At 61.5% G+C, this 26,383-nt stretch carries 26 protein-coding genes, 1 tRNA gene and 2 pseudogenes; 14 read left to right on the forward strand and 15 right to left on the reverse strand.

Features of this window, described 5'->3' with window-relative positions; all coding sequences use genetic code 11:
* Positions 1-121 precede the first annotated feature (121 nt).
* Together HMPREF1531_RS00475 and HMPREF1531_RS00480 are read right to left on the reverse strand one after the other, a co-directional pair.
* Complete coding sequence (locus HMPREF1531_RS00475; RefSeq protein WP_016667922.1) at positions 122-757, reverse strand: GNAT family N-acetyltransferase; 636 nt, start codon at positions 755-757, stop codon at positions 122-124.
* Positions 758-986: 229 nt separating this feature from the next.
* Positions 987-1,934, reverse strand: a complete 948-nt coding sequence (locus HMPREF1531_RS00480; RefSeq protein WP_232210201.1) for an alpha/beta fold hydrolase — start codon at positions 1,932-1,934, stop codon at positions 987-989.
* A gap of 37 nt (positions 1,935-1,971) precedes the next feature.
* Here HMPREF1531_RS00480 and HMPREF1531_RS00485 point away from each other — a divergent pair, with 37 nt between their 5' ends.
* The 4 genes from HMPREF1531_RS00485 (at position 1,972) to HMPREF1531_RS00500 (ending at position 5,536) form a co-directional block, all read left to right on the forward strand.
* The gene (locus HMPREF1531_RS00485) at positions 1,972-3,195 is read left to right on the forward strand and encodes an MFS transporter (RefSeq protein WP_232210202.1); all 1,224 of its coding nucleotides are present in this window, start codon (positions 1,972-1,974) and stop codon (positions 3,193-3,195) included.
* A gap of 58 nt (positions 3,196-3,253) precedes the next feature.
* Positions 3,254-3,865 carry an oligoribonuclease gene (gene orn, locus HMPREF1531_RS00490; RefSeq protein WP_016667925.1) on the forward strand — a complete coding sequence of 204 codons (612 nt, stop codon included), beginning with the start codon at positions 3,254-3,256 and terminating at the stop codon, positions 3,863-3,865.
* A gap of 61 nt (positions 3,866-3,926) precedes the next feature.
* Positions 3,927-4,002, forward strand: a tRNA-His gene (locus tag HMPREF1531_RS00495).
* A gap of 574 nt (positions 4,003-4,576) precedes the next feature.
* Positions 4,577-5,536, forward strand: a complete 960-nt coding sequence (locus tag HMPREF1531_RS00500; protein WP_232210203.1) for a carbamoyl-phosphate-synthetase — start codon at positions 4,577-4,579, stop codon at positions 5,534-5,536.
* A 75-nt stretch (positions 5,537-5,611) separates the two neighbouring features.
* Here HMPREF1531_RS00500 and HMPREF1531_RS14005 read toward each other — a convergent pair.
* The 5 genes and pseudogenes from HMPREF1531_RS14005 to HMPREF1531_RS00520 form a co-directional block, all read right to left on the reverse strand.
* A pseudogene (locus HMPREF1531_RS14005) lies at positions 5,612-6,017 on the reverse strand (transposase); the annotation flags it as partial.
* A 91-nt stretch (positions 6,018-6,108) separates the two neighbouring features.
* A complete protein-coding gene (locus HMPREF1531_RS12625; RefSeq protein WP_016667927.1) occupies positions 6,109-6,477 on the reverse strand; it encodes a hypothetical protein in 369 nt (122 codons plus the stop codon).
* Between the two features lie 126 nt (positions 6,478-6,603).
* Entirely contained in the window at positions 6,604-7,035 is a 432-nt protein-coding gene (locus tag HMPREF1531_RS00515; protein WP_016667928.1) for a hypothetical protein, read from the reverse strand.
* Positions 7,032-7,172, reverse strand: a complete 141-nt coding sequence (locus HMPREF1531_RS13460; RefSeq protein WP_016667929.1) for a hypothetical protein — start codon at positions 7,170-7,172, stop codon at positions 7,032-7,034. Before HMPREF1531_RS13460 ends, HMPREF1531_RS00515 begins: the two co-directional genes overlap by 4 nt.
* A 73-nt stretch (positions 7,173-7,245) precedes the next feature.
* Positions 7,246-8,895 (reverse strand): NAD-dependent malic enzyme, encoded by a 1,650-nt coding sequence (locus HMPREF1531_RS00520; RefSeq protein WP_016667930.1) that lies wholly within the window; start codon positions 8,893-8,895, stop codon positions 7,246-7,248.
* A 202-nt stretch (positions 8,896-9,097) separates the two neighbouring features.
* On the opposite strand from HMPREF1531_RS00520, the gene HMPREF1531_RS00525 reads away from it, so the two are divergent.
* Positions 9,098-9,934 (forward strand): MurR/RpiR family transcriptional regulator, encoded by an 837-nt coding sequence (locus tag HMPREF1531_RS00525; protein ID WP_269593316.1) that lies wholly within the window; start codon positions 9,098-9,100, stop codon positions 9,932-9,934.
* A gap of 2 nt (positions 9,935-9,936) precedes the next feature.
* On the opposite strand, the gene HMPREF1531_RS14010 is transcribed toward HMPREF1531_RS00525, so the two are convergent.
* Positions 9,937-10,335, reverse strand: coding sequence for a hypothetical protein (locus tag HMPREF1531_RS14010; protein WP_156860118.1), 399 nt, complete (start codon positions 10,333-10,335; stop codon positions 9,937-9,939).
* Between the two features lie 523 nt (positions 10,336-10,858).
* On the opposite strand from HMPREF1531_RS14010, the gene HMPREF1531_RS13465 reads away from it, so the two are divergent.
* The 8 genes from HMPREF1531_RS13465 to HMPREF1531_RS00560 all read left to right on the forward strand — a co-directional run bounded on the left by HMPREF1531_RS13465 (position 10,859) and on the right by HMPREF1531_RS00560 (position 17,924).
* On the forward strand, positions 10,859-11,215 hold the full coding sequence (locus HMPREF1531_RS13465; RefSeq protein WP_016667933.1) for an excisionase family DNA-binding protein: 357 nt from the start codon (positions 10,859-10,861) through the stop codon (positions 11,213-11,215).
* Between the two features lie 32 nt (positions 11,216-11,247).
* Positions 11,248-11,466: a DUF262 domain-containing protein gene (locus tag HMPREF1531_RS14015; RefSeq protein WP_016667934.1), complete on the forward strand. Its 219-nt coding sequence runs from the start codon at positions 11,248-11,250 to the stop codon at positions 11,464-11,466.
* Entirely contained in the window at positions 11,409-12,569 is a 1,161-nt protein-coding gene (locus tag HMPREF1531_RS00540; RefSeq protein WP_232210253.1) for a DUF262 domain-containing protein, read from the forward strand. The genes HMPREF1531_RS14015 and HMPREF1531_RS00540 overlap by 58 nt, the downstream gene beginning before the upstream one ends.
* Positions 12,535-13,026, forward strand: coding sequence for a hypothetical protein (locus tag HMPREF1531_RS13775; protein WP_198010955.1), 492 nt, complete (start codon positions 12,535-12,537; stop codon positions 13,024-13,026). The genes HMPREF1531_RS00540 and HMPREF1531_RS13775 overlap by 35 nt, the downstream gene beginning before the upstream one ends.
* Positions 13,027-13,314: 288 nt before the next feature.
* Positions 13,315-13,848 (forward strand): excisionase family DNA-binding protein, encoded by a 534-nt coding sequence (locus HMPREF1531_RS14020; protein WP_016667937.1) that lies wholly within the window; start codon positions 13,315-13,317, stop codon positions 13,846-13,848.
* A gap of 152 nt (positions 13,849-14,000) precedes the next feature.
* Positions 14,001-15,344, forward strand: coding sequence for a Shedu immune nuclease family protein (locus HMPREF1531_RS00550; RefSeq protein WP_198010956.1), 1,344 nt, complete (start codon positions 14,001-14,003; stop codon positions 15,342-15,344).
* A 5-nt stretch (positions 15,345-15,349) separates the two neighbouring features.
* Positions 15,350-16,414: a DUF3644 domain-containing protein gene (locus tag HMPREF1531_RS00555; protein WP_016667939.1), complete on the forward strand. Its 1,065-nt coding sequence runs from the start codon at positions 15,350-15,352 to the stop codon at positions 16,412-16,414.
* A gap of 619 nt (positions 16,415-17,033) precedes the next feature.
* Positions 17,034-17,924 carry an alpha/beta hydrolase family protein gene (locus tag HMPREF1531_RS00560; protein WP_084669347.1) on the forward strand — a complete coding sequence of 297 codons (891 nt, stop codon included), beginning with the start codon at positions 17,034-17,036 and terminating at the stop codon, positions 17,922-17,924.
* A gap of 123 nt (positions 17,925-18,047) precedes the next feature.
* Here HMPREF1531_RS00560 and bioB read toward each other — a convergent pair whose 3' ends face one another.
* Positions 18,048-19,145, reverse strand: a complete 1,098-nt coding sequence (gene bioB, locus HMPREF1531_RS00565; protein WP_016667941.1) for a biotin synthase BioB — start codon at positions 19,143-19,145, stop codon at positions 18,048-18,050.
* 132 nt (positions 19,146-19,277) lie between these two features.
* Here bioB and HMPREF1531_RS14025 point away from each other — a divergent pair, with 132 nt between their 5' ends.
* Positions 19,278-19,832 (forward strand): TetR/AcrR family transcriptional regulator C-terminal domain-containing protein, encoded by a 555-nt coding sequence (locus tag HMPREF1531_RS14025; protein ID WP_016667942.1) that lies wholly within the window; start codon positions 19,278-19,280, stop codon positions 19,830-19,832.
* Positions 19,833-19,969: 137 nt separating this feature from the next.
* On the opposite strand, the pseudogene HMPREF1531_RS14030 reads toward HMPREF1531_RS14025, so the two are convergent.
* From HMPREF1531_RS14030 to HMPREF1531_RS00600, 6 genes and pseudogenes are all read right to left on the reverse strand, one after another.
* Positions 19,970-20,506, reverse strand: a pseudogene (locus HMPREF1531_RS14030) (sirohydrochlorin chelatase); the annotation flags it as partial.
* On the reverse strand, positions 20,499-21,401 hold the full coding sequence (locus HMPREF1531_RS00580; protein ID WP_016667944.1) for a sulfite exporter TauE/SafE family protein: 903 nt from the start codon (positions 21,399-21,401) through the stop codon (positions 20,499-20,501). The gene HMPREF1531_RS00580 and the pseudogene HMPREF1531_RS14030, both read right to left, overlap by 8 nt.
* Positions 21,401-22,714: a sulfate adenylyltransferase subunit 1 gene (locus HMPREF1531_RS00585; RefSeq protein WP_016667945.1), complete on the reverse strand. Its 1,314-nt coding sequence runs from the start codon at positions 22,712-22,714 to the stop codon at positions 21,401-21,403. Before HMPREF1531_RS00585 ends, HMPREF1531_RS00580 begins: the two co-directional genes overlap by 1 nt.
* Positions 22,714-23,613, reverse strand: a complete 900-nt coding sequence (cysD, locus tag HMPREF1531_RS00590) for a sulfate adenylyltransferase subunit CysD (protein WP_016667946.1) — start codon at positions 23,611-23,613, stop codon at positions 22,714-22,716. The genes HMPREF1531_RS00585 and cysD overlap by 1 nt, the downstream gene beginning before the upstream one ends.
* Complete coding sequence (locus HMPREF1531_RS00595; protein ID WP_016667947.1) at positions 23,610-24,365, reverse strand: phosphoadenylyl-sulfate reductase; 756 nt, start codon at positions 24,363-24,365, stop codon at positions 23,610-23,612. The genes cysD and HMPREF1531_RS00595 overlap by 4 nt, the downstream gene beginning before the upstream one ends.
* Positions 24,362-26,053: a nitrite/sulfite reductase gene (locus HMPREF1531_RS00600; protein ID WP_016667948.1), complete on the reverse strand. Its 1,692-nt coding sequence runs from the start codon at positions 26,051-26,053 to the stop codon at positions 24,362-24,364. The genes HMPREF1531_RS00595 and HMPREF1531_RS00600 overlap by 4 nt, the downstream gene beginning before the upstream one ends.
* Positions 26,054-26,383: the final 330 nt, after the last annotated feature.

The following is a 26,383-nucleotide window of genomic DNA, read 5'->3' on the forward strand; positions in this document are numbered from 1 at the left end:
ATGCCTGTCACCGGTCATCGCAACCGATCGATAGACCTGGACCCCGGTTGGGTGACGAGGAACGCCCCGGCCCCTGATCCGCTCAGGACCGGGGCCGGTGGGGTGTGAGGTGTCTCTCGTGTCACAAAGTGCCGGAATAGAGATAAGTGGTCAGATCATGCTGTCCACGACGCAGGTCCATCGAAAAACTGTCCGAAACCTCACGGTCCATTCCTCGTGCCTCGTAGAACTGCCAGGTGCAGTCGGTGTCAGTGATCAGGAAGAAGTTACGCGCGCCGTGCTCCTTCATATGTTCCTTCGCTTTGGCGAAAAGCTGGCTTCCGATGCCCTGGCCTCGGTGAGCGGCAGCCATCATGAACAGCGTTATCTCGTGTTCCAGCGAAACTTTCGTCCTATGCCGCAGTCTGGCGTAGGAAGCTTCGTAACGAAGATATTCCTTCCACAGTTTTGCGTCCGAGGTGTCGACGATGAACAGCCCCAGCAACCGTCGGAGGATTGTCGCGACGTCGTCGAACGGGGATCGGATGCGAGGGCGGTCGTTGACCCGGAGCATGATCGTGCCGATGACCTCCTCGTCCTTCTCAACGACCAAGGCCAGAGTCGATGCGATGATCTTCCCTCGCAGGTAGATTTCAAGTACAGAGTCCAGCGGAGGCGTGGATGTGACGAACTCATCGACGATGAAGGACTCATCGAGGATCCGTTTGAGGGCTTCTGTGTCCGAAGGAACGAACTCCCTGATGATCAATTCAGACATGACTACTCCTGGGGGCCGATAACGGCAGACAGTTCCATGAGTACAGAGCACACCCGATATACCCCGATACACCCCGTAACTCCCGATACATCAAAGCATCCCAGTTCGTGAGTGAATCCGCCACACCTTACGACAAATTTTTTGTATCGCGAAGCAGCGCCGACTTCCCATAACGGCGCTGACCGGGCGGCTACTGCGACGCCCTACCGAAGCTGATCAGCGTGGCGGATCAGGATTCGGCGGCAGGGTTTCCGGTCTCGGAGCTCTGCCCGGCCTCGGCCACCTGTTCCCCAATGACCGGAGGCAGGTGTCCCATGAAGTCGTCGCAGACCTGCAGGAAGGCCGTCAGGTCATCGCGGTGGACAACATGCGAAGCGCCGTGGACGACGGCTGTGGTGATCATTGGGTTCGCCTCGCGTGCTGCGGTCAGTGCGGCCTCGTCGAAAAGACAATCGGCCTGGTCGCCGGTGACCAGTAGGGTCGGCATGGTCAGTTTCATCAGCAACTCGCGCCCGGTGATACCCACCTTGCCAGCATTGGTGAAGGCGGGATCGAACTGTGCCTTCGCCTGCAACCATCCCCCCAACTCTGCGGTGGAACAGTTCGGGTGCTCGGTCAGCTGGACACGCGCCTCGGCGATCGGGTCGGCCAGAGCACGAGCGTTGCGGGCACTGCGCTGGGCACCCTCGGCCCGGTACCGCTCCTCCTGCTCGGGGGCGAGAATCGCCGGATCTTCAAGCACCAGTCCCCGCACCCATTGAGGATGCTTGATCGCCAACGCCGTGGCGATGGCACCTCCCATGGAATGTCCGTAGAGAACCACTTGGTGATCGCGAGACCAGTACAGCCAGCGGGCCACGACACGACGCACCTCAGCGACCGCCGAACCAATCGGATCGGCCAACGCTTCGGCGTCGAGCCTCGGGGACAACCCATGGCTCGGAAGGTCGACGCAGATGACCTTCCATCTCGATCCCCAGTGGGCGGCCAGATCGGCCATGGTCGCCGCCGAATCCGTCACCCCATGGAGGGCGATGACGACTCCGTCGACTTCGGCGCCACTTTCGACGATTGCCAGATCCACGATGCGCTCCTTCGCACGAGACTGCGGCTCCACCCTAACCGAGCCCACCCGCCATGCCACGCAGGCGAACAACGCGGGTCGCGCCTTGATCACACGATCCATTTCATGCGGCGGGTGGGAGAATCGACAGGTGAGCCCAGCTGATTCTCCAGGACCCCGGCGCACGTGGTTTCCTCTCATCACCGCCGTCTACGGCCCCACCCTGCTGGCCTCAATCGGGTTCGGTGCGGTGATTCCGATGATTGCCCTGCGAGCCATCGAGCTAGGGGCCGGTGCTGGACTCGCCGCATTCATCACCTCCTTGTCCGGCCTTGCCACGCTGGCTTTTGATCTTCCCGCAGGAGTGATCGCGGCGCGTCTTGGTGAGAAGCGCTCCATCGTCGCCGCATGCCTCACCGATGTGGTGATCTTCGGAATCGTTTCGGTTTCCCACTCCCTGGTACTGCTAGGGGTTTGCGTCTTTGTCCACGGGATGACCGGTTCGGTTTTCGGCCTGGCTCGGTCCACCTATCTGACGACCGTGTTGCCGCTGCGCCACCGGGCACGCGGCATGTCCTCGCTGGGTGGGGTGTTCCGCGTCGGCTGGTTCATCGGCCCACTCGCTTCGTCGGCGATCATCGCCCGCGGTGAGATCCAGCATGCCTTTATCTTCGCCGCCATCATGTCACTGACCGCGGCCCTGGTCACTCTGGCGACGAAGGATTTACCCGGTGAGCAGAATCCCTCGGACAAAAATGCCTCCGCCAAACCCCGCACCCTTCATGTGCTGCGAACACACCGCCATTCCTTGTTGACTATCGGGCTGGGCTGTTTGGCATTGATGGTCATCCGTTCCTCGCGGCAGACCGTCATTCCGTTGTGGGCGGAGGCATCCGGGCTCTCGGCCTCAACAACCTCGCTGATCTATGCCATCTCCATGTCTTTCGACATCCTGTTGTTTTTCCCCGGCGGGGCGATCATGGACCGTTTCGGACGATGGTTCGTGTGTGTGCCGTCGATGTTCGTGATGTCGGTGGGAGTACTGGTGCTGCCTCTCACTCACACGCAACTGGCGATCACCTTGGTGGCCTGTCTCATCGGGTTGGGCAACGGAGTGTCCTCCGGCATCGTGCTGACTCTTGGGGCGGATACCGCCCCGCGTTTCGGCAGGACCCAGTTCCTCGCCGGTTGGCGAATGCTGGCCGATACCGGCAGCGCGCTGGGCCCCTTGATGATCTCGCTTGCCAGCACGATAGCCGGGCTCGGTGCCGCAGCCCTGGTCGTGGGAAGTTTCGGCATACTGGGCGTGGCCTGGCTATCCCGCTGGGTGCCGCGCACTCCAGAACAACTGGCCACCTTGGCCCCCGACGACTGAATTCCACACGAGATGCACCGGCCGTGCGACGCGATTAGGGTGGAGAGTCGTGAACGACATGTTGGTGTGGATCGACTGCGAGATGACCGGCCTGGATCTCGGAAAGGATGCCCTCATCGAGGTGGCCGTGCTCGTCACCGATGGTGAGTTGAACATCAAGGATGAGGGTTTGGACCTGCTGATCTCTCCCCCACCAGAAGCCCTGAAGCAGATGAGTGACTTCGTGCGGGAAATGCACACCACTTCGGGGCTGCTCGCCGATCTCGAATCCGCGACCCTGACGGTAGCCGAGGCCGAGAAGCAGATCCTGGCCCATATCCAGCAGTACGTGCCCGGGCCCCGCAAAACCCCGCTGGCCGGAAACACGATCGGCACAGACCGCTCCTTCCTCGCCCGGGACATGCCCACATTGGAGCAATGGCTGCATTACCGCAACGTAGATGTCTCAACGATCAAGGAATTGGCCAAGCGCTGGTATCCGAAGACCTACTACAACGCTCCCAACAAGAACGGGAACCACCGTGCCCTGGCCGACATCCAGGAGTCGATTGAGGAGCTGCGCTACTACCGAGAGGCCGTCTTCGTCACCGAGGCACCGAGCACCGACCAAGCCCGTGAGATCGCCACCCACCACCAAGGTGTGATCACCGGCTTCGGCCACCAAGACTGAGATTTCACAAATCAGCGCAGATGCCGTTAAGCTACTCGGGCTGCCCAATGGGCATGCAATGGTGGCTGTAGCTCAGTTGGTAGAGCCCCTGGTTGTGGTCCAGGTGGTCGCGGGTTCAAGTCCCGTCAGCCACCCCACGCGTGCCGGATTCACCGCACGCATCATCACCATCACGACTCCAAAGACCCACAGACGCCTTCACTGGCACTGCAGCTTCGCACGGCCGATACCTGGGAGTCGCTCCGCTCGGTACAGTAGTGAGCACCGAACACGCGCTCTGGTTGCGCGGTATATCCGCTGCGGTCGTCGTCAACTGCCGAGACGCTCCCGGCATTGCGGGTCAGGCGGCGGAACTCCGCTCCGGGACGACGGCAAGATCGCCACCCAGAGTCCTCCGCATGTCACCAGCTTGTTTCACGCACATGCCGATGAGCACACGTAGGGAATGTCTGGTCGAAGATGGGCCCCGCCTCGTTTGGTTCGTAGGCTCGTGATGTGCGGTTGTTGTTGACGGAGAGCGCTAGTCTCACGTGCCGGGAAACGTTGACGGTGCTGGGTCGTGGTGGCCTTGGCGCGGACGTTGTGTCCACTGGTGAGTTGACCATCGGGCGGTTCAGCAGGTGGCGTCGACATATGATGGCGTTACCCGCTCCGGCCACCGATCCACTGGCGTATCTACACGCATTAGGGGAAATTGCCTCGGATTATCACGTGATTCTTCCCACTCATGAGCAGGCCTGGTTGATCGCTGCAGGGCTGGAGCTGCTCGGGACCCGGGTGCCGATCGCGGTGGCCGATCTGGCCGCGTTTGACCAAGTACAGAGCAAGATCGCGTTCGCACGGCTACTAGACGATCTCGGCTTGCCGCAACCGGTGTGGTGGCTCCCAGATAGCCCACCCACGGTGGTACCTCCGACGTTTTGGGTGAAGACCGAGTTCGGCACGGCTGGGCGGGGTGTCCGGCGCGCTCATTCACCGGAGCAGGGTCGTGTGCTGGTCCGCGAGCTGGGCCGGGATGGATCGGCGGTGATGTGTCAGGCGCCCGCGCCGGGAGAGTACGGACAGGTGCAGGCGTTGTTCGATCACGGCCGCATGTTCGCCGCACACACGTGTGTGCAGACCGGAAACGGGATCGGTGGCTCCGCAGCCTCCCGGGAAAGCGTCGACCACCCGCTCGCTCGTGACGCCGCGCGGACGATCGGTACCGCGCTGAACTGGCATGGCGGATTGACTCTCGACTACTTCCACCAGGACGGCTACCCACACTTCATCGAGTGCAATCCGCGCACCGTGGAACCGGGTAACGCGGCCGGGGTCAACTTACCCGCATTGACGATCGCGCTCACCCTGGGTGCAGACCTGCCGGTTGACTGTGTGACCGGCATCCCGGGGGTGCGTACCCACAGCAGCCTGGCCCTGGCACTCGGGGCAGCCGCAACTAGTTACCGATGGGGAATCGTCGCTGCGTTGAGCAGCCAGGGAGGACCCGTGGTCGGCTCGGAAGTGCTCACCCCGATCCGAGAAGACCCGCTCAGCGCGATACCCATGGCCGTCACCGTGAGTAAAACACTCGTGCGCCCACGATCGGCAGAGACCATCGCAGCCACCGCAGTCGACCAATACGCCATCACCCCAGCACTCATCGACCGAGTCCGCGAGGCGACTTCCTAGGCCCATCGGCTGCCTATCGGCGCACGCTCATGCCGCAGGGACTGTACGGCTAACGATGTTAGTGGCATATTTTTACTACTTGTGTTCGATTGTGGTGGGCATGCGGTCAACGAAGGTGATCGCGAACGCGTTAAATGCTGGCTTTCATCGCACGGCCCATCGTGTCTGACCGGTGCCCTTGGGGTCCAGTGATCTCGTCACGAGTAGAGGGTCTTCATCGCTGCCTGCTCGTTGGGGAAGTGGCCACACGCTCTGATGGCCCGCCGGTACATGGCTTTCAGCGACTCGATCGCGTTCGTGGAGCGCAGCACCCGTCTGATTAGTCGAGGAACGGGGTGAACCCTTCCCACGCGTTCAGCCACAACGTTTTGATGGGCGGGTAGGCAAGGCCCCACTGGTTCGTGGACTTGTCCCGGGCCGCGATCGCGGCCATCACCGAGAGTGCGGTGTAGACGGGTTTGAGGTCACGGCTGATCTGGTCAGAGTATTTATCACGCGTCAACCCATCTGAGTTAGCACGTATAGGAGGGCTTTCTCAGCCACTCTTCGCTAAGCTTAACACTTTCAGTCTTTCAGACTGGGCCCGCCGGGTCAGTCAGAGGCAAGTTATCGGTGCTATCCACAATGAGCCCAGCTTCGGCCAGCGCCGCCCGCATGTTGCGGTCCACTCCTGTCCGACGAGTGATCGCCCGCATCGAGACACCTGCTCGGGCCAGCCGCACCGCCTCCGCCTTCTCGTCTAGCCCCAGCCTCGGCCGTCGGCTCGGCACATTGCACCGACGAAAGTGAGAGAACACCGTGACACGGTGGATGCCGTACTTCTCCGCAAGTGACTTCACGCTCATCCCAGCCAGATAATCGCCGACCAGCGCGTCCACCTCGACGGCGGTAAGAACAGTTTGAGCCGTCTCGACGATCCGCACAACAGGACCCCCGAGCATCCCTCACAACACCACGTAAACCCCACGATTCAAGCAGTCAGGGACTTCGTCTTGGAGGCAGAATTGCCGAACGTGCTACTCAGCCACCCGGATGAACCAGCCTCGGGCGCGTGCCCAAGGCTGGTCCTACTTCGGCACAACTAGACGGGGCCTATGATGCACCAAAGCGCGAGCTACCGGATAAGGGCAGCTTGAGGCTGTCGGCATGCTGGTCCTCAGGTTCTTTGCCTCGCTAGGCGAGTGACGCCATGGGCGACGGTGAGCCCCAGGACACAGGTGTGCGATCGGTCCGTCCACCCCGAAGATGAGGCCGAGCGAGCAGGCGCCGGTGATGCAGGCCACGGCGAACAACCAGGTGGGTGAGGTGCGGGCGGCAGCAGCCTCGTCGAAACGATCGTTAAGGGCTGCAAGGTCGTCCAGGCTGCTGACCGTTCTGGTGGGCAATTCATCGATGGCGTGAAGGGTACGGTTGACGCGAGTCATGTTGACATTTTCGGGCTGCACGTCGACGGTGGCGAGTACTCGCCCGTCCGGCGCGAACAGGTGGTATGGCCTCACTGAACGATGCAGCGCACAGGACGTTCAAGTCGTTGACCGAGATCCTCAACGACTTTGATGGTGTTAGTGGTCAGGTGCCCGTGACCGATCAAAGTGCGGGATGTGGTGGTGAGCACCTGTGTTTTGGGATCGAGCATTCCGGTCCCACGCCGGGAGTGGGCGTGTGAGGGTGCTCGGCACGGATCGCGCCGGACACCCGGCTTGAGGTCGTCAGGCGACCGAACCTTGGTAGATGGGCTGCCACATGGCGTCCTGAACGAGTTGGACCCAGTTGCCGCCCCTCTTGGTGGCAACCCCGTCGGCCTCGGCCTGCTTGGCAACTGCAACCGCCACAGTGGCCGAAGATGCGCGAAGGTTCTCCACGGGGGGTAGCAGCGCTGATCCGAGGGCTGAGGAGTCGGTCTGTCCGGCGACCGCAGTGGCGGCTGCGAGCAGCATCCCGTCGGTGACGTGGGTGGCGCCCGAAACAATCACGCCGAGACCAAGGCCGGGATAGAGCAGCGAGTTGTTGCCTTGGCCGATGGTGAAAGTAGTGCCGTCGTAGTCGAACGGATCCGTGGGGATGCCGACCGCGACCATGGCTTTGCCCTTGGACCAAACGATGACGTCCTGCGGCATGGCCTCGATCTTCTCCGTCGGGTTCGACAGCGGAAGGACCACCGGACGCTCGACACCCTTGCACATTGCCTCAATGATTTCCTGGGTGAAGGCCCCGTGATCGGTCGAGGTGCCGATGAGGATAGTCGGCTTGGTCTGCGTGACGACCTCCAGGAGGCCAATCTTGTCATCGTGGCGTCGCCAGTTTTCTACCTCCGACGCCTTGCGTGCGTAGATCCGCTGGTAGTCGGGTAGGTCGGTCACATCATCGGTCACAAGGCCGTTGATGTCGATCAGCCAGACGCGGTCCTTGGCATCTTGCTCGGACAGGCCGGCACGCACCATGCCGGCATGGATCTGGTCTGCCATCCCCGTGCCTGCAGTGCCAGCGCCGTAGACGACCAGGCGTTGGTCGGCGAATGTTTCTCCCTTGGCCTTCATTGCCGAAATCACCGCGGCCATGACGATAGCGCCGGTACCCTGCATATCGTCGTTGAAGATCCGGTAAGTGTCGGCGTTGTCCACCAAGATACGGCGGGCGTTGCTCGGGCCGAAGTCCTCGAAATGTAGCAGTGCGTGAGGATAGAGCTTTGACGCCGTTTTCAGGTACGTGGCAATGAAGTCATCATACTGCTTGCCCCGGACGCGAGCGTGACGATTGCCCAGGTAAGACGGATCGTTGAGCAGTGCCTCGTTGTCAGTGCCGCAGTCGAGGTTCACCGCGATGGTGCGGGCGGGGTCGATGCCGGCTGCTGCAGTGTAAACGGCGAGCTTGCCGATGGAGATATCAGTGCCGTTGACGCCCCAATCACCGATGCCCAAGATCTCCTCCGCATCGGAAACCACGATGAGATCGACATCGTTCGGCCCCAACCCCAAGGTCTTGAATGATGCCTCGATCTGGTCGATGTGGTCGATCGACAGGTATAAGGCGCGGGAGCGGCGGTAGTCATGCGACCACTGCTTGATAGCTTCGCCGACCGTCGGATCGTAAACGATCGGCAAGAGCTCGGTCAGGTGATCGGTGAGCACCTTGTAGTAGAGCACCTCGTTGCGATCGTGGAGCTGGTCGAGGAAAACATACTTGTGGAGGTCCCTGTCGAAGCCGCTCAGTTGGCGGTATGCGCGGGCCGCCTGCTCGTCTAGGGTCTCGACGCGGGCGGGAAGCCGACCGGTGAGTCCAAGCTTGGCGCGCTCCTCTGCGGTGAATGCGGTACCTCGGTTGGTCAGTGGGTCTGTCATGACGGTCGGGTTGTGAGCCATCGGTCAGTCCTTCCATCGGAGATGATGTCAGAATAGTGACAGTGTACGTTAATTGTCACTATTATCACAATCCTTCACTGATCAGAAGTCACGGGCGGGCGACGACTTTGGCTTCAAATACCGGTCTGTAAGCACGTAGGGTGGATCTGTGGCCTCTCTCTCGACGAAACACCGGCCGGGTCCGGGTTGCATCCTCGCTGAGGTGCGGGCACGCATCAACTCTGTTACGGATTTCACTCCCGCGGAAAGCAGGGTGGCAGAATTCTACCTGAGTTCCCTACCAGGGGCAGCCTTCCTCAACTTGGCACAGACAAGTCAGGCCAGCGGCGTCTCGACGGCGACCGTCACCCGCTTCGCCAAGCGCCTGGGTTTCGATGATTTCCGTGCCTTGAGCAACTGGCTCATGGAGGGTGCGCGCCGGGAGTTGGAAAAACCTAAAGACCGCCGAATCAGTGCTTCGATCGCCGACCATCCTCTCTCGCATACGTTCACGCGCGCCGAGAGTGACTTGCGCACATCTCTGGCGAGCTTGAATGCCGTGAGCTTCGAACGGACGATTGACCTTGTGACTGATGGGTCGCGACCGCTCTACCTGGCCGCAGTCGCATCCGGCCAGCCATTGATGGAGCACTTCGCACTCCTTCTGGGCTACCTGCGCGGCAATATCCAGGTCCTTGACGGCGTTGACCGCTGGCCACATCAACTCGCCGGCCTCGACGAGCACTCGGTAGTGCTCGCCGCCACTTATGACCGAGACCCGCTGCCGGTGATTGGCCTGCTGCAAATGACCGGCGAAGTGGGCGCGACTAGTATCATCATCACCAACCAACACCGCAGCCCGCTCGTTCGTATGGCCGACGTCAACCTGACTACGACCACAGAACGCGGCTCCATGTTCGGCAGTCGCATTGCGACGCTATGCGTACTCGAAGGCATTCTCGACGCAGTATCCCGCGCTATAGATGGCGTGGAGAACCGTGCGGAAGTGATCGAAAGGATGTTCAGCACGCTGTCGATACACCCGCAGGGACACCATTGACCTCATGCCGAACCGAGCTCGACGATCAGGACGCCCGCCATGCTGTTTGGCACCGACACCCTCATCCATGGTCGATCACGTACACTTCCACCAACGATCGCCGCCCGCATGTTGCGGTCCACTCCTGTCCGACGAGTGATCGCCCGCATCGAGACACCTGCTCGGGCCAGCCACACCGCCTCCGCCTTCTCGTCTAGCCCCAGCCTCGGCCGTCGGCTCGGCACATTGCACCGACGAAAGTGAGAGAACACCGTGACACGGTGGATGCCGTACTTCTCCGCAAGTGACTTCACGCTCATCCCAGCCAGATAATCGCCGACCAGCGCGTCCACCTCGACGGCGGTAAGAACAGTTTGAGCCGTCTCGACGATCCCCACAACAGGACCCCGAGCATCCCTCACAACGCCACTCCCGGGCCGCCGGGATACCTCGTAGACCTCACGAATCAAGCGACTGACCAGGGGCTTCGTCTTGGGGGCAGAGTTGCCGAACGTGCTACTCAGCCCCACGCGCGCCGGATTCAGCGCACGCACCATCACCATCGCGACCCGCGGGAGGATACCCCGCCTGACGCATCGACGGCGACCCGTCGACCTGGGCAATCTATATATCCGTGGCCTCGGCAGCACCCGCGTCGGCACCCTCCGCGGCATGGAAAACAACTCAGTACCGATCCGGCTTCACAGGGACGCCCTGAACTAGTCAAGTTGGCGACCTTCGATGCCGAGCATACCCTCTCCTAGAAGTCCGGCCCTGGCCGCTGGTCTGCCCAGACCACAGAATGACTCTCAGTCCAGATCGCAGGTGCGATGCCCACCTACCACCGATTTCGCCCAGCCATACCCGTAAACCGACTCAAGCGGCAGCTCTTCGGTAGGTTCGCGATTGCTGGCTTGTTTGGCCAAGGAGCGAGGGGTAACCAACGTGGCTGAGCCTTGGCTGTCCGCAAACGGCATCACCGCCCGGCTTGGGATCACCAAAGATATCGTCTATATCTGGATTGCCGAGAAAGCCATGCCTGCCCACAAGGTCGAGCACCTCTGGAAGTTCCATGCCAGCGAGGTCGACACCTGGGTCTGGGCCGGTGCAGCAGCTAGTAACGCGAAGCCCTCGAGCGATGACTGTTCGCCAGATCGTCGAGGCAATCCCGTGATACCTGCACCCTTCATCGTGCGTGGGCACAACCCGGATATCCTGACCTACATCGAGTCGAGCAAGGGTCTATACCGCTACGGCCTCTACGACACCGTGGTCGCCATCGATGAACAGACCACCGCCTGACGTCCGTCAGCCTGATCGAGTAAAGAGACCACATGTCCTTCCAGACCCCGCGCAGCATTGAGGAGATGCTCACTGCCATCCACAAGCGTGAGTATCTGATGCCTGCGATCCAGCGTGAATTCGTCTGGGGTGCCGACCAGATCACCAAGCTCGTCGACAGCCTCATGCGCGGGGGTACCCGGTCGGCTCGTTCCTGCTCTGGGACGTCAAGCCTGAGACCGCTCAGTCCTACACGTTCTACGAGTTCTTGACCAACTATCACGAGCGTGACAACCCCTACGCAGACAAGGCAACGGTGCCTTCCGGGAATGGCACCACCGCTGTTCTCGATGGGCAGCAGCGACTCACTTCGTTGAACATCGCCTTGTACGGCAGCTACGCAGAGAAGAAGTACGCGTGGTGGAACAGCGCGGATGCGTTCCCCGTTAAACGTCTCTACCTGAACCTTGTCGATGACCCCGATGACGAAGAACTGGGGACGAAGTACGACCTGCGGTTTCTCACAGACCAGGAGGCAACTCCTGCCGAAGGTGATGCCAACAAGTGGTTCCGTGTCGGGGCGGTGCTCGACCTCGCTAACGCGGGCCCGGCGATCATGCGAGAACTGGAGCAGCGTGGGATCGCCGGTTCGGCCGACGCCTTCCAACGGCTCTACGACCTGTACGAGGCAGTTCGAGTCCTCAAGCCGATGAACTACTTCCTGGTCACCGATCAAGATGCCGACAAGGTGCTGGAAATCTTCGTCCGGGTCAACAGCGGCGGCACCACCTTGTCGTATTCCGACTTGCTGCTGTCGATGGCGACGAACCAGTGGCAAGAGCTGGATGCCCGCGAGGAGGTCCGCTCGTTGGTCTCGGAGATCAACAGTAACGCTGGCCGACAGTTCTCGTTCTCCAAGGATGTGGTGCTGAAAACGGCGCTGACGATCACTGACGTTGACGTGCGGTTCAAGGTCACCAACTTCACCCAGGAGAACATGGCCAAGGTGGAGACTGCCTGGCCACAGATCAAGGGTGCCCTGCTCCGGGCCGCCACCTTGCTTCAGCAATTCGGTTACAACGAGCGCAACCTCACCGCTAACAGCGTGATCGTGCCGGTCGCGTACTACCTACACCTGCGAGGCGCGGGCGATTCATATCTCGACTCCACCGCAGACGCGACCGACAGGCTCGCGCTCCAACGATGGGTGACTCGCTCGCTCCTCAAGCGTGGAATCTGGGGGGGCCGGGCTCGACACCCTCCTCACTCGCATCCGAGATGTCCTCCGCACAGACTCCGAGGGCAGCTTCCCGGTAGCCGCGATCGAAGAAGCGATGGCAGTGGGCGGCAAGAGCCTGAGGTTCAACAGTGCTGAGATCGACGAACTGCTGAACCTCAAATACGCCGGTCAGCGGACATTCGCAGTTCTTTCAGTGCTGTATCCGGGGCTGGACTTGAGCAAGAAATTCCACGAAGACCACATCTTCCCAAAGTCCCGGTTCACCGATAAGAAACTCACCGAGGCGGGCATTCCCGCCGACAAGATCAATGACTACCTGACGACCGTAAACCTCCTGCCCAACCTCCAGCTCCTCGCAGGAACCGCGAATATCGAGAAACAGAACAGCCTTCCTAGTGCGTGGATCGAGGCCGCGTTCCCCAGTGAAGACAAGCGGGCGACATACCTGGCCGAGAACGATCTCGACGGGCTCCCACTCGACCTCAGCGACTTCATGGCGTTCTTCGAGCAGCGCAGACAGCGCATCCGAACCCGCCTGCTCGCCGCCCTCGCAACGACGCCGAGCATACCGGAAGATGAGCCGTCAACGTAGTCACCACCCGGTCAGGCAGTGAGCATCAAAAGCGCGACGCACGCCTGGACCTCGTCGAGTTGACGACCTTCACCGCCGGGCACACGCTCTCCTGGAACACTGACCCTGGCAGGCCACGATCACCCCCTGGCTCCGGGCTCGCATCTCGGGTTGATGATCCAAGAAGAGGCTCCGCTCGACACTCACTTCATCCGGCCACACCCGGACAAACCCAACTCAAGCCACACCTGTGTCGGTATCATCAGAAGTGTTGGCCTTATCTGGGCCATCAGGCGAGGGAGGACCAACGTGGCTGAGCTGTGGCTGTCCGCAGACGACATCGCCACCCACCTCGGGAGCACCAAAGCCACCGTCTACACCTGGATCGCCGAGAAAGCCATGCCCGCCCACAAGGTCGGACGCCTCTGGAAGCTCCAAGCCAGCGAGAACGACGCTTGGAATGGGTTCGCCGCGGCGGTGCGGGAAGCCGCTGCCCGACAGTCGAAAGCAGACGGCAAGGACGTCGGCCTGATCGACATCGCCTGGGCACCTCAGCCTGCGACCGACAGCGACGAGCCATCACCGATCGAGTTCGCCCTCGAAGCAGCACTCACGCGCTTCTTCGGCTCTGTCAAGATCGATCCCGACCGTTACTCCCGCGACATCGGCAACGTCACCCGCGAAGTCATCGACCGCCTTGCGGGGGCGAGCGCACACCTAGAAATCACCATCGACATCCAGGCCGTCAAACCCGAAGGGTTCGACGAATCCGAGATCCGCACGATCAGCGAGAACGCCCACGTCCTCAAGTTCGACCCCAGCTCGGGCTTCGAGGAGAGCTGAGGGCGCCGATGGCTCGATTCGGAAACGATCAGACGAACATTGGTCACCTCGACGTTCGCACAGTAGGTGAGGGTAGTCGAGTTGTGGCTTTTTTCGTTCCTACCGAACTACCGCATGAAGAATCCTCGGCACGTCGGCGTTTGGCTGAGGGTGTGAAGCTCGTGGAGTTCGACGCTGAGACAGGTATCCTGAAGATACATCCTATTAACACGCTCCAGGGCCATGGTGACTATCTCGGTCCGAAGTACACGCGAGTGCATACCCTCACCTTGAATGTCGCGTTGTTGGATCACTACAGCTCTGGGTTATTTGATAGCTCTGAGTTATTCGATAGCTCTGGGCTATTCGATAGCTCTGGGCTATTCGATAGCCAACTAGACGACCACGACGGAGACTACCAGTTGGAGTTGGAGTCAATCTTCGAAGCACTGCCGTATGGATTCGTGAAAGACTTCAATTACGGTTTGGGCCTACTTAAAGACCTCAACCGGATCGTTCGCTTGGTCGAGGACAACACTGCGTGCGACGAAATAGTCTTCGTCGATGGCCGAAGTGCCGCCGTCGATCACACTGAGTTCCATCTTGGACTCGCACGCTTTGCCGATATCTGGGCGGAAATACGTAGGATCAGTGACCGAGGGATTCGCGCAACAGCTCGGGTGAAGGATGCCTTCGTTCACAATAATCTTTCTGCTGACCTGGACCTCATCCTTGCGGAACCATCGCTCGGAAGACACCCCAACTCGCGCACGATAGCGAAAGCCGCCAGCGGCATCGAAGAGCTGAGTACAGTGGAACGCGAGGCGCTGGTCGACACGGTTGCTTCCGAATCAGCAAGCCTAGCGGCGCATTCGCCCCAGAAGTTCCAACGACTCAAGCGCGACATTGAACTCGTCAGTCTTGATCGACTCATCAAGACATACGAAGACTCCCTGAGTCAGAACAAGCCTGAGTCCTACTGGCAGTCCTTCTTTGATGACAACGCCTTTGCGTTGCAACAGGTCTTCGGAGCCCCGATGGTCAGTGTCCGCTCTAGCGCGAATGTGGGTGGTACAGGGCTGTCGGGTAGCGGCGACAAGATCGCAGACTACCTGTTCAAGAACTCGCTCACGAATAACGTCGCTCTCGTTGAAATCAAGAAGCCGACCACGCAACTACTCGAGGGCCGAGAGTACAGGCAGGGCGTGTTCGGCCCATCGAAGGAGTTAAACGGCGCCGTCGCTCAAGTGCTGGACCAGGCGTACAGCCTGACGAAAAACCTCACTAGTCTGAAGGAGAGTTCGCGACAGTGGGACCTGGAGTCCTACGCAGTTTCTTGCTTCGTGGTTGCTGGACGCACCCCCTTAGCCAGCGACCCAGCGAGACAGAAGTCGTTCGAGCTGTATCGCGCGAACTCTCGCAGCGTGACGATCGTGACCTACGACGAGATTCTTGAGCGACTGAGACTCCTTCGTGAGTTCCTCACACCGGCTTCTCCATCAGCCGAGGAGGTCTGATTGAGATGGCACGCCCACCCGTGTGGAGGCACACGCTCGACGAGGCTCGACGACAGGCACTCGTCGCGATTGACTTTTACAACCGACCCGGCGATCGGCGTAGTTTCAGCGACTTTATCGTCCACATCCATCTTGCCTGGCAGAACTTGCTTCACGCTGACCGGATGCGCCGAAAAGCAGAAATCTTCTACCGTGAGTCCAGCGGTCAGCGTCGCTTCAAACGGAACCGGGATGGCTCCAAGAAGACCTGGGACCTGAGCCAATGTCTCAAGCACGAGTTCAACGACAACGACCCAGTCAGGGCCAATATTGAGTTCTTCGTGGGACTGCGAAACCACGTGGAGCACCGTTTCCAGGACTCGATCCTGGTAGTAACTGCCCCACAGGCGCACGCGTGCATCATCAACTTTGAGTCAGAACTCGTACGCAGGTTCGGCTCCCACGAAACCCTGGGTTCGGAAATGAAATTCCCAGTCTTCGTGCAGTCGCTCAGCCCATCGAGATATAAAGAACAACGCAACCTCCGGCGTGACCTGCCGACCACCGTCTCGAACTTCATCACCGAGTTCCAAGTCAGCCTATCTGACGAAGTGCGCAGCGATGAGCGATTCGCCTACCGCCTTCTGCTACTTCCGATGAAGGGGCCAAAGACGGATGCGGACCTCGCGCTCAACTTCGTGCGACAGGAAGACCTCAGTGAGGAGGAGCTTCAGGCACTCTTGGGGCAGGAGGGCAGCGTGATCATTGCCGAAAAGTACCGTGAAGCGATCCACGTCGATGAAATGCTCCCAAAAGCGGCAGCCATGGCCGTGGAGGCACGAATCGACTTCAAGTTCAGCGTCAACGACTTCACCAAGCTCCGGAAAATCTGGCAGATTGGCCCGGCCAAGAGCGGCGCCATGAAACAGTTGCCAGAGTCGGATGGTTACTGCGTCTACTCGCCCGCGTTTAAACAGTTCGTTTATAGACCGAAACTCGTAGATCGGATCGTGAACGCGGTCGATACAGCAGAGAAATACCAAGCGCTACTTGGCCACCCACCGACTCTGAAGAGTGACGACAGAAGCTGAGAGGGCACCCAGATGCGGTGCCAGCATGGCCTGAAGGGCAGGACTCCGTTGCTGAGTGGTGGAAGAAGACGCAGGCGATGGGCTCGTTGAGTTCGGAGAACCACATCGTTCTGGAGTAGAAGACGTGCTCGGCGGCGAGGTCGAGGCTCTTCCTCAGGTCTTTGCTCCGACTTCCTTCCGCCGCCACACGCCTCTTGCAGATCAAGGAGTGGCGGGTGTGGAAGTCGCCGGGTACAGGCGCTCACCTGCCGAGTGAAAGCGGAGGCAGGTGTGACGGTTTCGGTACGGGTGATATAGGCAGGCGACGGTTACAGGTACCTGTTGAAGACGGTGGTTGATGACAACCCTCACGGACGCCGAGCCGTGTGACTTTGGGAGAGAGAACCAAGGCAGGCAGTGTGAGCGGGGGTAGGAGCTATACCTGTTTCGTTTCGCCACCGCACCTTATCGTTGCAGACATGGACAACCGAGTTGACGTGCGGAACTGGCTGCCGACGCTGACTCGGTTACCCGCGCCTTCTTCGGCTACTACCGTCAACGAGAAACCACCATAGATAGGGCTCACACCATGCATTACCTGGGAACCACCATCAGCAGGCGCACCATGCTAGGTGGCGGGATGGCTGTGGCCAGCGCGGCACTCGGCCTGGGAGGATGCTCGGCAACCAAAACCCCCTCCGCTTCCGCCCCGGCTTCCGACGACGTCAGCCACGTGCCAACGACCAGTTCTGTGTCCACGCCCCCGGCAACAACCCCCGGTTCGGTGGTCGTCGAGGAACATGGGTTCACCAGCGCGGGCAACCGCATCTTCGGGAAGCTTCGCCGTCCCGCGGGCGACGGAGAGCATCCAGTTGTCATCTTCAGTCACGGCTTTGGTGGCAACCACGAGCAGAAGCTGCACCTGCAGGAACTGTTGGCCCAACACGGGGTGGCGGTCTACAGCTTTGACTTCGCCGGCGGCTCGGGCTATGGACTCGGCCGCAGCGAGGGCAACATGACCGATATGTCGGTGCTGACCGAGGTCCAGAACCTCCAGGACGCTCTCACCTTCGTCAAAAGTCTCGAAGGCGTAGACCCCACCCGCATTACCCTCATCGGGGCCAGCCAGGGAGGTACGGTCACCACCCTCGTCGCCGAGCAGAACCCCGTCGGCGTCGAGCACATCGTGCTCTTCTACCCTGCCTTCTCACTGTTCGACGACGCCCGCCAGCGCTTCGCCACAGCCTCGGACATCCCTGAGACCGTGGACTTCATGGGCCTGACCGTCGGCAGGCGCTACTACGCCGACATGCTGGACATGGACATCTATGACCACATGGCGGGCTACCACGGCACCGTCACCATCTTCCACGGCACGGACGACAACCTCGTTCCCCTGTCCTACTCTCAGCGAGCCGTGAACACCTTCTCCCACGCCACCCTCACGCCGCTGGATGGGGAGGGCCACGGTTTTTCCACCGCCGCGCAGGAGACCGTGGCCACCGCCATCCTGCCGACGATCACGTCCTGACCACCGGCTTAGCCCAAGGAGCCCCCATGTCATTGACCAACGATGGTTGAACCGTACTGTTCCTCTGACGTCCTGCTCAGCGGCTACCGGCTACCAGGCAAGAGGTCACGGACCCATCATTCCTCACACACCGGCGGGCAGGCCGGTCCCGGCGCCCCGACGCCTAAGTCGCAACTCGCCAGCGTCGGCGATCGCATCGGCCATCGCCTGGTTGTCTCCCGCGCATACCTGACCGGCTTTGCCGGATTCCAGTTCCTCCACCACGAAACCTGCATCAGCGATCATCGCCAAGTCCACATCACCAGACTGCCCTTCGCTGGTCAGGTAATCACCCAAGAAGATAGAATTGCAGATCTCCAAAGCCAACGGTTGAAGACTCCGCAAGTGATACTCCCTGCCCGCCGCCGCCCGCACCTCAATATCTGGATGCACGAAACGCACCATGGAAAGGATCTTCAAACAACGCTGAGGAGAAAGACCGCAGTACCCATGCAAAGGAGTACCTTCAAAAGGCAACAAGAAATTCACCGGAACCGAGTCGGCACCCAACTCCCGTAACCCAAAGGCAACATCAACGAGTTGCTCATCACTCTCCCCCATCCCAGCAAGCAATCCCGAACAAGCCGATAACCCACTAGCATGCACCGCCTGCACCGTCGACACCCGATCAGCATGCGTATGGCTACTACAGATGCTCGGATAAAAGGATTCAGCCGTGTTCAGGTTGTGGTTATACCGGCTTACCCCGGCCTGCGCCAATCGTTGCGTCCCAGCTTCGTCGGTGATGCCCAAACAAGCACAAATATTGACCGCGGGATATTGCTCACGAATACTCTCAACGATTCCAGCCACACGATCCATCTCACGCCGCGATGGACCCCGGCCAGAAGCCACCAAACACACCGTCGAGGCTCCCCGCCCCACACCAGCACGCACCTGCTCGATGGCCTCGGCTTCATCCAACCACGTGTAGCGCAACACCTGTGCGGTCGCTCCTAGGGCCTGCGAGCAATAGGAGCAGTTCTCCGGGCACATGCCGGATTTCAGGCTCACCAAGTAGTTCAGTTTCACCTTGTTGCCGAAGAAGTGCCGACGCACCCTACCCGCGGCGGCGACAATGGTCATCACCTCCGCATCCGGGGCAGCGAGCAACTCCGCAGCCTCGGCACGGCTCACGGACATACCTTCCAAGCCACGTGCCACCATCGACTCGAGATCCATCACAACCCCTTCCTGCACACGACGAGCATCCCTCGCCGATGACCTCCGAGTGACACTCTACCAACAGAATTGAACGATGTTCAGCTAAAGATGCTCAATGTTCACCGGTGGGGTGGGTCTTAAACTCCTGCCATGGCCCTGACCCGTTCCCAGATCCTCACCGCCGCTTTGGCAATCCTGGACGCCTACGGTCTGGCCGACATGACCATGCGCCGGGTAGCAAGTGCCCTCGACGTCCAGCCTGGGACCTTGTACAACTATTTCCCGGACAAGCAATCACTGCTCGCCGGAGTCGCCGACCAGATCCTCTGCGAGGCCCTCGAACCCTTGGGCACCTGGCGAGAAGCCATCGAGGCCTGGGCGCACAGCCTGCGTCAGGTGCTACTAGCGCATCGCGACTCTGCCGAACTCGTCTCCGCGGCCCGCGGGTTCCAGCTGACCACGCACGACACGACGAGGCACCCGGCCACATTGATCGCCGCAGCAGGCCTATCCCCGGCCGAAGCGATCATTGCAGCCACCACCTGCCTGCACTTCATCTTGGGTCACGTCACAGAAGAGCAGGCCCGGCGCGACCGTGAGGAGTTTGGCAGCACACCAAAGCCCGTTGCGTCGCTCACCGATCCGGACACCAGTTTCAGTTTCGGACTGGGGCTGGTGCTTGACGGCATCGCGAGCCGTCTGTGAATGCCCAGTCGGCTAGAACCCAAAGCCTCCCGATAGCGTGACACGATCAGATCGACGAGTGTGGGATGCACTCCAATGGGCCCGGCCACCACGTCGGCCCCCAGCCCGTCGAGGATCTCTTGGTACCTGCCTTGGGCAAGGGCATGGACCGCAACGCTCACCCGCAGGTAGCCCTCCGAACGCAACCGGGAGAGGGCTTGTGTGACTCTGGGAGTTGCGGCATACATGAACCCGACCCGAACCGGCACGCCGATGACCTGCTGGAGCGCCCGCGCCACCTCGTGGACTTCGGTATTCGATTCTGGGCGTGACGACCCAATGGAGGCCAGCACGACGGCATCGCCGGGGCCGCCGGCCTCCCGCAACCTGTCGGCCAGCGCTCCCACGAGTTCCCCACCCAGATGCGCAGTAGCCACCGCACGGCCACCAGCGTTCCCTAGAGCCGCAGGAATGTCATTGTCAACGTGATATCCCGCGGTGAGGAAGGCAGGCACGACGACGCAATCCTCCCGGGCAGCGACCACGTCGGCCAACCGCATGTCATGGACGTCCACGAAACCGGTCACGACCTCGGTATCGGGCAGTCGTCCGGCGACTGCCCGGCGCAATTCTTCGGCCGCATGAGTTCCCTGCCGGCTGCGGGTCCCGTGCAAGGCGATGACCAGATCACTCATTGCCCACCCCCACCAGCATCCGGGGCGTCTCGGCGGCCGAGGAAACCCGGCGGTGCACACGGATCACATTGCCCACTAGCCCCGCCCAAGCAACAACCATCACAAGGATGACCACCTGGTGCACCCCACCGTGGAAGCCAACCCCATCAAGAATCACCCGCAGATTGACGACGACGATCATCCCGCCGACGATGACGCCCATGATCCGCGCAGGCACCTTGGACACCACCAGGGCGGCAAGCGGTGCGGCCACTACTCCGCCGGCCAGCAGCACCAGGACGATCCCGAGACTGATCCCCGACGTACCGAGTCCCAGGAGAAAACCTGCGGATGCGGCCGAGGAGACCAGGAACTCTGCGGTGCTCACCGAACCGATCACTCTACGTGGTGTGGAGCGCCCGGCCGACAGCAGGGTGGTCGTGGTAACCGGTCCCCAGCCTCCGCCTCCCGTGGCATCCACGAAACCACCGATCACACCCAGCGGGGCTAGGAACCGGGCACTGTGCCCGGTGGAACCCAGCAAGGTGGGCGGACGCCAGGTGAAGCGGACCAGAATGTAGCCGCCCAAGCAGGCGAGTAATCCCGACATGATGGGCGCCCCGGCATCGGTAGGCACCGACGACAGCACGGTTGCCCCCAGAAAGGCACCCACCGCCCCGGGTACCCCGAGCCAGATGACCATCGCCCGGTCGACATTCCCCAACCGCACATGGGCGAGGGCCGATGCAGCATTGGTACCGATCTCCGACAGATGCACCGAGGCGGATGCAAGGGCCGGGGACAGCCCCACCACCAGCAGCATCGACGAGGAGGTCACCCCGTATCCCATGCCCAGGGCGCCATCAACGAATTGAGCCACCAGGCCTGCCATGCCAAGAAGCAGGAGCTTGCGCATCACAGTCCTTCCTCATCGAGCCCGACGGCACCGGTGCCGTCGATCATCCCGGCCGCTAGATTCGCCCCTGACTGGGAATCCACCAGCAGCAACGATCCCGTGCCGCGGTTTTGCTCATAGCTATCGGCCATCACCGGATTGGATAACCGCAGGCGCAGGCGCCCGATGTCGTTGAGTTCCAGTCGCTCGGCGGGCCGCGCATCCAGCGAATCGAGACCGAGGCGGCCGTCGATGGACGTGACGATTCCCTGCACCGTGCGGGTGGTGTGCTTGACCAAAACCTTGGCCCCCGGGGTGAGAGCCCGCTCGTGGAGCCACACGACGGTAAGCCTCAGATCCTTGGTCACCACTGGGGCATCCTGTGCGGAGGCAATCAATTCACCTCGCGTGATGTCGATCTCGTCGGCCAGCCGCAGGGCCACCGACTGCGGAGCGAATGCCTCGGTCAGTTCCCCGGACGCGGTGTCGATTCCCACGACGGTGGTGTGCTTCCCGCTGGGCAGCACCACCACCCGTTCACCCCGGCGAATCACTCCGGAACTGATCTGACCGGCATAGCCCCGGTACTCCCCCAGTTCCTCGGCGACGGCCGCGCCCTGGGGACGCAGGGCCAGCTGCACCGGAAATCGCAGCGGACGGTCAACCTCACCTGTCTCGGTGTGCCGGGTGGAAGGATCATCGGCAGGCAGGGTTTCCAAAAATTCCAGCAGGCTCGGTCCGGTGTACCAGTCCATCTGCCGCGATCTGGACACCACGTTGTCACCGATCAGCGCCGAGACCGGCAGTACCTGGACCGATTCGATGCCTAGATTGGTCGTCACCCGGTGCACTTGGGCGGCCACCTCGGTGAACCTCTGTTCAGACCAGTCAACAAGGTCAATCTTGTTGACCGCGACGACGACATGTGGCACCCGCAGCAGGTGTCCGACAGCCAGGTGTCGCCTGGTCTGCTCGACAACGCCGTGCCGGGCGTCAACCAAGACCACCAGCACATCTGCGGTGGATGACCCGGTCACGGTATTGCGGGTGTACTGCACGTGCCCGGGGCAATCTGCCAAGATGAAAGACCGCTTGGCGGTAGCGAAGTACCGGTAAGCGACGTCGATGGTGATGCCCTGTTCCCGTTCGGCGCGCAGGCCGTCGGTGAGCAGGGCCAGGTCAACGTGGCCCAGACCCTTGTCCCGGGAGACCCGCTCAACGGCTTCGAGCTGATCGGCGAGAACCGCCTTGGAGTCGTGGAGCAGCCGACCCACCAAGGTGGATTTGCCGTCATCCACCGATCCGGCAGTGGCCATACGCAGGAGCGTTGCCATCAGAAATACCCTTCTTTCTTGCGATCCTCCATGGCGGCCTCGGTGAGTCGGTCGTCGGCCCTGGTGGCGCCACGCTCGGTGATCCTGGTCAGGGCCACCTCCTCGACGACCCGGGCCACGGTGTCGGCGTCGGATTCGACGGCGCCGGTGCAGCTCATATCCCCGACGGTGCGGTAACGCACCCGACGACGCTCGACACGTTCACCGGCGCGAGGTTGGTTTGCCTCCCCAACAGCGAGCCACATCCCGTCGCGCCGGAAGACGTCCCGGTCGTGGGCGTAGTAGAGGGAAGGCAGTTCGATGTTCTCGGCCTCAATCCAGCGCCACACGTCGAGTTCGGTCCAGTTCGATAGAGGGAAGATCCGCACGTGTTCGCCCACCCGGTGGCGGGGGTTGTACAGATTCCACAACTCGGGGCGCTGGTTGCGTGGATCCCACTGACCGAACTCATCGCGCAGGGAGACCACCCGTTCCTTGGCCCGGGCCTTCTCCTCGTCGCGCCTGCCTCCTCCGAAGACGGCGTCGAACCGCCCGGCCGCGATCGCATCGAGCAGGGGCAGGGTCTGCAAAGGATTGCGGGTCCCGTCGGCACGCTCGGCCAGACGCCCGTCCTTGATGTAGTCCTGCACCTTGGTCACCACCAGTCGTAACCCGAGCCGTGCCACAGTGCGGTCACGGTAGTCGATGACCTCGGGGAAGTTGTGCCCGGTATCGACGTGCAGCACCGGGAACGGCACCGGGCAGGGCCAGAACGCCTTGGCGGCCAGGTGCAGCATCACCACCGAATCCTTGCCGCCGGAGAACAGCAGCACGGGGCGTTCAAGCTCGCCGACCACCTCCCGGAAGATGTGGATGGCCTCGGATTCGAGCATCGCTAGTTGATCCAATTGCCTACTCATCGTGTTTCCTCCACCCCAGGCAGTTGGTGCAGCCCGCATTCGGTCTTCGCATGCCCGGCCCAGCGACCGGACCGGGGATCCTCACCGGGTGCGACGGGTCTGGTGCACGGTTCGCAGCCGATCGACGGATAACCCTCATCGAGCAGCCAGTTCACCGGAATACTGTGACGGTCGGCGTACTCCCGCACTTGCTCATCAGTCCATGCCACGATGGGGTTGATTTTGACCATCTGGTGGGCCTCGTCCCATTCGACGAGCCCGGAGTGCGCCCGCAGCGGGTTGTCCACCCGTTTCAGTCCGGTCACCCAAGCCTCGTAGGAACCGAGTTCCCGATTGATCGGTTCTACCTTGCGAATCATGCAGCACTTAGCCGGGTCATGTTCAAAAAGCCGAGGTCCCCATGTGGCCTCCTGTTCGTCGACGGTGAGTCGCGGCAAAGCCTCCACCAAGGTGATGTCCAGAGAATGTGCCAATGCGTCGCGGGTGCCGAGGGTCTCGGCAAAGTGGAACCCGGTTTGCAGGAACAACACGTCCACACCCGGAATCCGTTGGGCGAAGAGGTGCGGGACGATGGTGTCGGCGGCCATTGAGCAGGCGATGACCAGATTGCGTCCGAAGGTCTCGGCAGCCCACCGCACCACCTGCTGAGCGGTGGCACCCGCCAGTTGCCCGGCCCCCCACTCGGCGATGCGACGCAGTTCTTCTGGGCCGCGCACCCGGCCCGGTCCGTGGGTGAGTGGTTCGATGCTCATCGCAGTGCCTCCTCATTAACCCGGTGCACCCACCGGGCGAAGCTCTCCTGGTCGTTTCGTTCGCCGAGGAATCTTCGGATGACTCGTTCCAGATAGTCGGGAAGATCAACGGCGTCCACTTTGAGGGCCCGCAGAGTCTTTCCCAGACCGGGGAGTTGCCGGTTCCCGGAGGTCAGCCCACCGCCAAGATGCACCTGGAAGGTCTCCACCTCTGACCCATCGGCGCCCTTGGCCAGCTGACCCTTGAGGCCGATGTCGGAGGTCTGGATACGCACGCAGGAGTTGGGGCAGCCGTTGATCGCAATGGTGATCGGCACGTCGATGTCTACCCCAGCGAAGCGGTTCTCCAACTCGGCGATGACCGTTGCAGCGGTGTCCTTGGTGTTGACGAAGGCCATCTTGCAGTACTCGATACCGGTGCATGCCATGGTGTGGCGGCGGAATCTGGACGGGGATGCGCTGAATCCCAGCTTCTCGGCGCGGGCGATGAGACCGGCCACTTGGTGCGGGTCGACATCAATGACCAGGATTTTCTGCAATGGAGTGAGCCGCAGCCTGCGGGAACCGGCTGCCTCGGCGGCCTCCGCGAGGCCGATTAGCGAGCTGCCGCTGGTGCGCCCGACGATCGGGGTAAGTCCCACCCAGCGGCGTCCGTCAACCTGCTCGTGCACCCCAACGTGGTCTGGCTCTCCCTGGGGCACGACGGGGATGCCGTCGGCGAGCCGGTAACCGAGGTAGTCTTGTTCCAACACCTTCCGGAATTTCTCCACACCCCAGTCGGCGAGTAGGAATTTCATCCTTGCCTTGTTGCGCAGCCGCCGATATCCGTGGTCGCGGAAGATCGAGATCGTCGCGTGCCACACTTCGAGGGCCTGGCCGGGGGCGACGAAAACCCCCAGCCGCTCCCCCAGCTTCGGCGAGGTGGACAGCCCGCCGCCGATCCAGATGTCCCAGCCCGGGCCAAGTTCGGGATGAACGACCCCGACGAAGGAGATGTCGTTGATCTCGGGCAGCACGTCCACCGAGGGATGCCCGGTGATGGCGGTCTTGAATTTCCGGGGCAAGTTGGCCAACTCCGGATCGCCGATGTAGCGCTCCCGGATCTGCTCAATCAGCCCGCTCGGGTCGATGACCTCGTCGGCGGCTATTCCGGCAACCGGGGAACCCAGGATGCCGCGTGGGGTATCTCCGCAGGCCTCGGTGGTTCGCAGCCCGGCGGCCTCCAGCCGCCGCCAGATCTCCGGTACGTCGGCGATGTCGACCCAGTGCAGTTGCACGTTCTGCCGATCGGTGATGTCTGCGGTGTTGCGGGCGAAGCGCCGGGAGATCTCGCCGACCACCTTGAGTTGTCCGGTGGTGATCGCCCCGCCGTCGAGCCGGACTCGCAGTAGGAAGTGTTCCCCGGACAGTTCCTCCGGGCTCAGTGAAGCGGTCCGGGAGCCGCCGATGGACTGGTCACGCTGGGTGTAGAGCCCCCACCAGCGGAAACGGCCATGCAGATCGTCGGCGGGAATAGAACCGTGACCCGCAGCGGCATAGATGGATTCGATGCGTTCGCGCACCCTGAGCGGATTCTCGACGGCTTTGAACTCCTCATTGGCGTTGAGGGGCGTGCGCCCGTCGACGGCCCATTGGCCGTTGGACTTACCGGATGACGATGGACGAATACGTGTGGTGTTGGCGTTCATGAGGCCTTCTCAGTGAGGGTGAGGGCCTACGCCTGCCAGAGGTAAGGTGATGTCCGGGATCCGGGCGCGCAGGCCCGGCACGGATGGGTCGGGCTAAGTTCAGCGGACCCGACAGATGGCGGCAGCAACGTCGGCAAGATCGACGTGATGCCGTCTCACCAGAATGTCGCTCTGCGCCTCGAACATGTTGTGCAACATAACCCACGACCGGCATCGATTCACAACCGGATACATGAGATTTCAACAAAGGTGACCCTAAATTCATCGCGGTGACGAGTGATTTCCTCTCCAGGAAAACATGGGACGGCACAGGGCGGCTCTGCTCCTCCC

Source organism: Propionibacterium sp. oral taxon 192 str. F0372 (genome assembly GCF_000413315.1).
Classification (GTDB): Bacteria; Actinomycetota; Actinomycetes; order Propionibacteriales; family Propionibacteriaceae; genus Brooklawnia.

Coding starts and splice junctions, on each gene's coding strand:
- cysD (WP_016667946.1), bottom strand. CDS start 23,613: ATGAGTAGGCAATTGGATCAACTAGCGATGCTCGAATCCGAGGCCATC.
- HMPREF1531_RS00475 (WP_016667922.1), bottom strand. CDS start 757: ATGTCTGAATTGATCATCAGGGAGTTCGTTCCTTCGGACACAGAAGCC.
- HMPREF1531_RS00555 (WP_016667939.1), top strand. CDS start 15,350: ATGGCACGCCCACCCGTGTGGAGGCACACGCTCGACGAGGCTCGACGA.
- HMPREF1531_RS00560 (WP_084669347.1), top strand. CDS start 17,034: ATGGCTGTGGCCAGCGCGGCACTCGGCCTGGGAGGATGCTCGGCAACC.
- HMPREF1531_RS14015 (WP_016667934.1), top strand. CDS start 11,248: ATGTCCTTCCAGACCCCGCGCAGCATTGAGGAGATGCTCACTGCCATC.
- HMPREF1531_RS13460 (WP_016667929.1), bottom strand. CDS start 7,172: ATGCTCGATCCCAAAACACAGGTGCTCACCACCACATCCCGCACTTTG.
- HMPREF1531_RS14025 (WP_016667942.1), top strand. CDS start 19,278: ATGGCCCTGACCCGTTCCCAGATCCTCACCGCCGCTTTGGCAATCCTG.
- bioB (WP_016667941.1), bottom strand. CDS start 19,145: ATGGATCTCGAGTCGATGGTGGCACGTGGCTTGGAAGGTATGTCCGTG.
- HMPREF1531_RS00580 (WP_016667944.1), bottom strand. CDS start 21,401: ATGCGCAAGCTCCTGCTTCTTGGCATGGCAGGCCTGGTGGCTCAATTC.
- HMPREF1531_RS12625 (WP_016667927.1), bottom strand. CDS start 6,477: ATGCTCGGGGGTCCTGTTGTGCGGATCGTCGAGACGGCTCAAACTGTT.
- HMPREF1531_RS00600 (WP_016667948.1), bottom strand. CDS start 26,053: ATGAACGCCAACACCACACGTATTCGTCCATCGTCATCCGGTAAGTCC.
- HMPREF1531_RS00585 (WP_016667945.1), bottom strand. CDS start 22,714: ATGGCAACGCTCCTGCGTATGGCCACTGCCGGATCGGTGGATGACGGC.
- HMPREF1531_RS00595 (WP_016667947.1), bottom strand. CDS start 24,365: ATGAGCATCGAACCACTCACCCACGGACCGGGCCGGGTGCGCGGCCCA.
- orn (WP_016667925.1), top strand. CDS start 3,254: ATGTTGGTGTGGATCGACTGCGAGATGACCGGCCTGGATCTCGGAAAG.
- HMPREF1531_RS00520 (WP_016667930.1), bottom strand. CDS start 8,895: ATGGCTCACAACCCGACCGTCATGACAGACCCACTGACCAACCGAGGT.